Below are 8,145 nucleotides of genomic sequence, written 5' to 3'. Positions count from 1 at the left end.
TTCCTATACAACCACTGCCTGCAACTATTAAGTAAAATTTCAAATCCTCATCTCTTTTTTGTTGATTTAATACTTCTATTTGACTGTTTAATATTTCTATTTCGCTTTTCAATTGGTTATTTTCTTGAACAACTTCACTCGCTTTTAAATAATCTATTTGTCGAAGTAATTCTTTATTTCTTTGACTTTCTTGTACGAACATTGTGCCAAATAAAACACCTAAGCCTACCATAGCAGATGTTATTATAATGCCAAAATCTTTGATTCTGCGAGACTTTAGCTTTTTTTCTTTTTCAACTAGCTCTTGTTTCGTTAATTCCAATTGTTGATTTAATTCTTCATTGGCTTTAGATAAGAGTAAATTATCTTCCGAAAGACTTTCATATAACTCAATCTCTCTTGGAAGCAGATTAGCAGAGGTCGTAATACCTTTGGAATCATAATATGATTTTAAATTGCTCACTATTTTTATCTCCTAAGTCATTTAATTTCATAAAAAAAACTATTTTTTTAGTACATTCATAATTTTTTAGTTTTATTGTACTATTTTGATTCTAAACGACGGAATATAAAGATAATATTAAGTATATTTGCTTATCTATCTAAAGAAAGAAGTGAAAAAGTCTTGCAGTCTGTAAAACTCAATAATGAAAAGTTAAACACTTTCACTGCTCTTAAGAAATGCTACTTGTTACTCTTATCTGACATTTATCTGCTCCTATTCAAAGAGTACATAACAACAAAAGGATTTGTTATCTGCTCTTTCAATAGCAACTGAATTTATCTATAGCTATAGGTTTGGGAGAAACAAGCATTTCCTTACAGAGAAATACTGGACGCAAAAAGACTCAGTTTTTTTGCGTCCAGTATTTTTGTTGTCAGTTTCCAAGATAATAAACTATTTATCTTGTGGGATGGGTATCCTCGCCCGTCCCTAATTAATGGCGGGCTTTTCGGCCCGCACCACAAGATGAAATTGTGGGACATTTTTTGATTTGGAAGTCCCTAAGATTGACAAATTATGAATTAGCCAACGCTTCTGCCGTCTTCTCCTTGTCCAACTTCAGAACCAATACTCCGAGAGGTGGCAAACACAAATCCAAGGAATAGGGGCGGTTGTGGAATGACCAATTATCGGTCCACTTACCACCTAAATTACCCATATTGCTACCACCGTACTGACGAGCATCGCTGTTAAACAACTCGGTGTAGAACCCTAGTTCTGGAACACCAATACGGTAATGGGAGTGGGGTTGGGGTGTAAAGTTACAAACCGTGACAACGAAATTATCAGAGTCTTTGTCTCTACGGATAAACGAAACTACACTGTGGCGGTTGTCGCTACAGTCAATCCATTCAAACCCTTCTCTTGCAAAATCTTGGGTGTACAAAGCTGGTTCAGAACGGTAGAGATGATTGAGGTCTTTAAAAAACTCTTTGAGTTGTTGGTGAGGCTCATGCTGGAATAAGTGCCATTCCAAGTCACTCCAAACGTTCCACTCACTCCACTGTCCAAACTCCATGCTCATAAACATGGTTTTCTTACCAGGGTGAGTAAACATATAAGCGAACAAACAACGCACGTTGGCAAATTTTTGCCATCTATCCCCTGGCATTTTACCAATGATATTGCTCTTACCGTGTACCACCTCATCGTGAGACAGTGCCAACATATAGTTCTCACTGTGGTGGTACCACATACTAAAGGTGATGTTGTTTTGATGGAACTGGCGGAACCAAGGGTCCATGCTGAAGTAGTCCAGCATATCGTGCATCCAACCCATGTTCCACTTTAAGTTGAAGCCCAACCCTCCCGTGTATGTTGGCCAAGACACCATAGGCCATGCGGTAGATTCTTCAGCAATTGAGACAACGCCTGGAAAATAGCTAAAGATGATGTGATTGACTTGACGCAAGAAATCGGCAGCTTCTAGGTTTTCTCGACCACCATATTGGTTAGTAACCCATTCTCCGTCTTTACGGCAATAATCGAGATACAACATGGAGGCAACAGCATCAACGCGAATGCCATCAATGTGGTACTTATCAAACCAGAACAATGCATTGGCAACTAGGAAATTTCGGACTTCGTTGCGTGAGTAGTTGAACACCAAAGTACCCCATTCTTTGTGTTCGCCTTTACGGGGATCCGCGTGTTCGTAAAGGTGAGTGCCATCAAAAAATGCTAAGCCATGACCATCTTTAGGAAAATGACCGGGAACCCAATCGACAATGACCCCAATTCCGTTTTTGTGGCATTGGTCAACAAAATACATAAAGTCTTCTGGTTTACCGTAACGGGAGGTAGGGGCGTAGTATCCGGTAACTTGATAGCCCCAAGAACCATCGAAGGGGTGTTCGGCAACGGGTAGTATTTCAATGTGGGTGTATCCCAACTCTTTTACATAGGGAATGAGCCGATCTGCCAGTTCTCGGTATGTTAAAAAGCGTGCGCCTGGATTGAGTTCTGATACAGTAACTACGGGTTCGGTTTCGCCGTTGGGGAGTTTGGCTGGTTCTCCACTAGAGGCGTGTAACCAAGAGCCTAAATGCATTTCGTAGACAGAAATCGGTTGCGTTAGGGGATCGGTATGACGGCGGCTTTCCAGCCAGTCTTCATCGCCCCAAGCGTAGGACTTTAAATCTGAGACAATGGATGCGGTTTTGGGACGAGGTTCTTGTTGAAAACCGTAGGGATCGGATTTTTCGTAAATGTGACCTTCTGTGTTTTTAATTTCATATTTGTAGTGTTCTCCTACCCCTAATCCAGGAACAAAGAGTTCCCAAATACCGGTATGCCCTTTACGCATTTGGTGTTTGCGCCCATCCCAACTATTAAAATCTCCGATGACTGATACGTTTCGAGCATTGGGAGCCCAAACAGCAAAGTAAACACCCGCAACACCGTTGACTTCAGTTGGATGTGCTCCCAGTTTTTCGTAAATTCGGTGATGGTTGCCTTCTCCAAATAGGTGCAAATCAAACTCTGTTAACTTGGGAGAATGGAAAGCGTAAGGGTCATAAATGACTCGCTCGTGTTCTCCTTCTTTGACGCGAAACTGGTAGTTGATGAGTTCTTGTGTTTCTATGGTGCATTCAAAGAAGTGGGGATCGTGAACCGTTTCCATTGGGTACTCCTTCCGTTCTTCTGGAAGGATAACTGTCACTGAACTGGCATTGGGTAGGTAAGCTCGCACAGCCCAACGATTGGTTTTGCCATTTTCTTCAACAAGATGAGCGCCTAATACTTCAAAGGGGTTGTGATGCTGATTCCAAACTATACGGTTAACTTGTTCTGGGGCTATTGTGGTCATAGACATGGAGCTACCTACGTTTAGTAAATTGGCTAAGTAAACTGACTTTTTAAAACTTCTATTACTATTCTTTACATTATTTTGCAAATTTTGTCGCTTTCATCATCGTACCAGGGTAAGAAAATGGGGGATTGGGCACTGGGGATCGGGGATTAGGGTTGTGGGTGGGGGGCTAGGGACAAGGGGGACAAGGGGACAAGGAAGACAAGGGGGTTAAGGAAGTAAGAGAAAGGAATACTCATTTACCTATGCTCTATGCCTCATGCCCATTCACTATATGTCTAAAAAAGGGAAAATCTGAAGTAAAAATCTACGTATCCGTAATAAAAAAACTTGTTCTCTTATCTTGGGATCGAGTTTTGGAGGCGGGTTGACTGAAAGTCGTGTTTGTAACTGTGCATACTCAGCGGCACTGACAAGACTACCATCAATAGGCGATCGCGCAGCTGTAATAATTTCCATCCGCAAAATTTCTTCTGGTATGTCCTGTTTAGGTGGTAATGCCACCACCAACCCCCCCCAATGGCTATTTAACCCTACCATAATGATAGTGCTAACGCTTAAAACGATAAATGTAATTCGCTTCACAATCAAGAACTATTTGGGAGAGTATGAACTTCTGGGCAATCTTAAGGATGTGTATGTTTACCCAATACTTACAGTCCGCAAACTACTAAGAAACCCGGCTTCACTGAGAAACCGGGTTTCTTCATAAACCTGGTAAGGTTAAAGAGTACTACCAGCTCGATTACTCTTGGTAACAGACGCACTACACGGAGTTGCGAAAATTAGCTAGCAGCGATAGTGAATGCCTTATGCCTGCTCAAAATACAGCCATTCACCTAGTGTTGCTTTGAAAGTGTTGACTTAGTTAGTTTTTTTGAGCAGCGCTGCAACAATCTCAATTTTTGGGTTGGGTGTTTTGAGATAATAACTTAGGGGGTAGGGGTTGCAGTTGGGCTCTCCGTAGTAGTTGGAGCAGGAGATGCTGCGCCAGTATCAGTTGGTTCAGCAGCCGGTGTAGAAGTAGCTGCTGGGGAAGATGTGTCGCCACCAGTGGTGCCACCACCACCGCCACCTTCACAAGCTCCGAGAACTGCTGCGAGACTTAACATCAAGGTAACACTAAGGATTTTTACTTTCATAACTCCTCTTTCACCAATTGCGGCAAGAACGAATTTAGCCTGTTGAATACGATACCCTATTTGTTCATTTTTTTTAAGTGACTTTGGAATACACATTGAAAGAAAAGATTTCAATTCTGCCTATAGATATAGGCAGAAGGCAGAAAACATGGTGAATGAACTTCCCAATCCAGTCATGTTACCAAAAAATATATTTTTTGCACACTCTTGCCTCCGGAGGCTGGGGTTGTCATGTTATCAAATAGCACTAAAATGTAGTAAATATTGGTCAATCGTAGGAAAACTGTGTGTGAAAAGTTTAAAGAATCCAGAATTTGGAAATTAACCAAATCCTAGATTAAGTTGCTCGTTTGAGCACTCCCTATCGGGGTATAGTTTGCCTCAACACAGCTTAAAGGCTTGTAAATGGATTCCGGTTTTGCACTGTCGTGAGCAGCCATGTTCCTTCTCCGACGCTTGAAGCTGGCTAACTTCATTAAGTCATGACCTTTAAGCGGACTTAAATCCTTGCGGATAATGTAAAATATATCATTCTACATTGAGTCTGGTGAAGCCAAAAACCGAATGACTTCGATTTCTTACGAATTAGCTTCGTTTCACGCACTTCTCATACTAAGGCAATGCGATCCCTCAAGGATTAGGGTATCAAATTTTTAGTAAAAATTGCCAAAAAAGCTTGTTTCCCTGAAAGAACCGATTTTCAGGGAGAATGCAAAGATTGGTGCAGCTACCTATCAGAATTATGTTGATTCAGTGTAGGGTGTTACTTGATTCATTGACGGTTAACAGTTAACAGTCAGCAATCAACCATACAGCATTACAGTATTTTTTATCCAAACAAACTATGTCTATTGCTCGAAAATCAGGTGTTTTTGCAACAGGCAGCTTATCTCAATCAGCAGTTAAAAGTGCTAGAAAGCGCCCCAATAGGAACCAAAAAAAACTTGCCACACATCAAGAAGTTGCCCTGCGTGCAAAGCAGTTCAGAGCGAACCCAGCTCCAGAGTCTACCTTTTCTCCCCCAGAGTCTTCCAAACAACGAAGACAGCCATCACAAGATCGTCTCTCTCCATTACAGAGCACTGCAATTAACCCGTTCAGTCCCCAAAAAACTTCCTTCCCTAGGGCAGAGGTAAACAAACCAAAAGTGAGAAATATTCCTGTTATGCCTTCTGCTCAAGCTATCCCTGTGTGGTTGTTACGCCTGTACGGGATACATCGTCATTCATCCATAGCAGCATTTTTGTTAGTCATTGTAACGCTAGTAGTTTACGGATTGACAGTTTACTCGCAAGAACTTTGGAGTCAGTCATACCGCAAACTGCAAAACCTACAACGCCAAGAACGACAATTAATGACAACTAATGGGGTGCTAAAAAGCAACATGGCAAAACAAGCACAGAAACAACCAGAAAAACTACTATCACCAACTCCCGATCGCATGATTTTTTTAACTCCTGCGCCTGTGACTTCAGCATCCCCATCTACCGATTCCAAAATACCAATTTCTGAAATCCAACAGGAAACTTTAAATCCAACGGGATATTAATTAAGGGGTTAGTGGTTAGTGGTTAGTTGTTAGTTGTTAACACAAATGACAAGTGACAAATGACAAATGACAAATGACAAATGACAAAATTTATGCAAAAATCACCACCAAGTAGAACAAAATTTAGAAATTTTCCGAAACCTGAGTTTATCAAACGACGACAAAGTGTTTCAAGACAAGTTGCAGAAAATAAACTTATTGAACAAACTCACGAGCAAGTTCCTCTAGTTCGCCCAACAGAACGCTTGGAAACTCGCTTACGTGATGGGGTTAGTAACACTAAAACCCGATTGTTGATAGTTTGGGGTCTACTTATTACTGTTGGACTTGGACTGGGTTTTAACTTGTATCAATTACAAATCGTGCGCGGCTCAAAGCTAACAGAAAGAGCACGAAATCAACAGATGGTTAATTTACGACCTTTTATGCCTCGCCGCCCTGTTGTCGATCGCAACAGAGATTTACTAGCCATTGACCGTCCCGTCTACACTTTGTACGCCCATCCCAAGCTGTTTTCAAAAACTAATAAAGAGATGGCAGTACAGCTTGCGTCCATATTGGATCGAGATGCAACTGAGTTAGAAAAAAAGTTTGATAACAAAAAAACTGGCATTACATTAGCCCTTGCATTACCAGAAGAAGTTGCCGATCGCCTGACTGCACTTCAGCTAAATGGACTTGAATTAGTCCAAAAATATTCTCGCTTCTACCCACAGCAAGATTTAGTTTCAGAAGTGGTAGGATATGTTAACATTGACCGTCGGGGTCAAGCAGGTGTGGAATACAGTCAAGAAAAATTACTAGAGCGTTCCGTTCAAACCATGCGCCTCAGTAGAGCGGGGAACGGAGCAATCATGCCAGATTATGCTCCGGAAGGCTTTCTCAATTTTGATGACCTGCGATTGCAATTAACTATTGATAACCGCTTGCAAAGAGTTGCCCGTTTTGCCCTTAAAGAGCAGATGAAAAAATATAAGGCAAAACGGGGAGCAGTTATTGTTATGGATGCTTGGGATGGTTCCCTACTTGCCCTAGTCAGTCAACCCACTTATGATGCAAATGAATATTCCAAAGCAGATATTTCACTGTTTAAAAACTGGACGGTAGCAGATCTTTACGAACCAGGTTCAACCTTTAAACCGTTAAATATAGCTATTGCCTTAGAAGAAGAAATTATCAAACCTGAAGACATATTCAACGATACCGGGTCAATTCAAGTTAGCGATCGCACAATTAGAAATGCCGAAAACAAACGTTTTGGGCGGATGAACATAGCTCAAGTTTTGCAAAATTCTAGCAATATTGCTATGGTGCAAATTATTCAAAAATTGCGACCATCAGTTTATTATGGTTGGTTGGAACGTTTGGGCTTGGGGCAAAGTGTGGATACAGATTTGCCTTTCGCAGTAAACAGTCAGCTAAAAAGTCAAGAACAATTTCTCGGCACGCCAGTTGAACCTGCTACAACATCCTTTGGTCAGGGCTTTTCTCTAACACCATTGCAGCTAGTACAAATGCATAGTGCTTTAGCCAATGGTGGTAAATTAGTCTCGCCTCATGTAGTTAAAGCACTTGTCGATAGCAAAGGACAAGTTCACTATACGCCCATAAGACCAGCAACGCGCCAAATCTTCTCTTATGCGACTACCCGCAAAGTTGTAGAAATGATGGAAACTGTAGTTGATGATGGAACAGGAAAAGCATCTCAAATTCCTGGATACCGCATTGCGGGTAAAACGGGTACAGCTCAAAAAGCTAGTGCCTCAGGTGGGTACATCATCGGGGCTAAAATCACTAGCTTTGTAGGTATTCTGCCAGTAGAAGCGCCCCGGTATGTAGTTTTGGCGTTGGTAGATGAGCCAAAAGGAAATCATGCGTTTGGGAGTACTGTTGCTGCACCAATTGTGAAAACAGTGATGGAAGCTCTGATTACCACAGAACAACTTCCACCCAGTAAACTTGTACCAAGTCAACTTATGAATCCAACTCCAAGTACTACACCTTAGGGGGGATTGGGCATTTGTCATTGGTCATTGGTCAATTGTCAATTGTCATTCTTCATTGAACACATTTACCCAATTTTCTTCTATCTTTATCTTATACAAATCAACGAGCCCACGACAAAAAGGAAAATAAG

6 protein-coding genes are annotated in these 8,145 nt (G+C 41.4%); 2 read left to right on the top strand and 4 right to left on the bottom strand.

Annotated features, from left to right (window positions below; genetic code table 11):
* The 4 genes from F7734_RS59580 to F7734_RS59565 all read right to left on the bottom strand — a co-directional run.
* A partial coding sequence (locus tag F7734_RS59580) for a hypothetical protein (protein ID WP_155753569.1) occupies positions 1-463 on the bottom strand: 463 nt, incomplete at its 3' end.
* Positions 464-1,019: 556 nt separating this feature from the next.
* A complete protein-coding gene (gene glgB / locus F7734_RS59575) occupies positions 1,020-3,314 on the bottom strand; it encodes a 1,4-alpha-glucan branching enzyme (protein ID WP_155753568.1) in 2,295 nt (764 codons plus the stop codon).
* A 273-nt stretch (positions 3,315-3,587) separates the two neighbouring features.
* Positions 3,588-3,857: a glutathione S-transferase gene (locus F7734_RS59570; RefSeq protein ID WP_155753567.1), complete on the bottom strand. Its 270-nt coding sequence runs from the start codon at positions 3,855-3,857 to the stop codon at positions 3,588-3,590.
* 392 nt (positions 3,858-4,249) lie between these two features.
* The gene (locus F7734_RS59565; RefSeq protein WP_155753566.1) at positions 4,250-4,459 is read right to left on the bottom strand and encodes a hypothetical protein; all 210 of its coding nucleotides are present in this window, start codon (positions 4,457-4,459) and stop codon (positions 4,250-4,252) included.
* A gap of 844 nt (positions 4,460-5,303) precedes the next feature.
* Here F7734_RS59565 and F7734_RS59560 point away from each other — a divergent pair.
* Positions 5,304-6,008: a hypothetical protein gene (locus F7734_RS59560; protein WP_155753565.1), complete on the top strand. Its 705-nt coding sequence runs from the start codon at positions 5,304-5,306 to the stop codon at positions 6,006-6,008.
* 92 nt (positions 6,009-6,100) lie between these two features.
* Complete coding sequence (locus tag F7734_RS59555) at positions 6,101-8,014, top strand: penicillin-binding protein 2 (RefSeq protein WP_155753570.1); 1,914 nt, start codon at positions 6,101-6,103, stop codon at positions 8,012-8,014.
* The last annotated feature ends 131 nt before the right edge of the window (positions 8,015-8,145 follow it).

The sequence above is a fragment of the Scytonema sp. UIC 10036 genome, assembly GCF_009725235.1.
Note: the sequence above shows the minus strand (reverse complement) of the source record. Positions and strands in the feature narration are given on the sequence as shown.

Bases quoted from the DNA above. Each gene is read 5' to 3' on its own strand.
- glgB (WP_155753568.1), bottom strand. From the start codon at position 3,314: ATGACCACAATAGCCCCAGAACAAGTTAACCGTATAGTTTGGAATCAG.
- F7734_RS59570 (WP_155753567.1), bottom strand. From the start codon at position 3,857: ATGGTAGGGTTAAATAGCCATTGGGGGGGGTTGGTGGTGGCATTACCA.
- F7734_RS59565 (WP_155753566.1), bottom strand. From the start codon at position 4,459: ATGAAAGTAAAAATCCTTAGTGTTACCTTGATGTTAAGTCTCGCAGCA.
- F7734_RS59560 (WP_155753565.1), top strand. From the start codon at position 5,304: ATGTCTATTGCTCGAAAATCAGGTGTTTTTGCAACAGGCAGCTTATCT.
- F7734_RS59555 (WP_155753570.1), top strand. From the start codon at position 6,101: ATGCAAAAATCACCACCAAGTAGAACAAAATTTAGAAATTTTCCGAAA.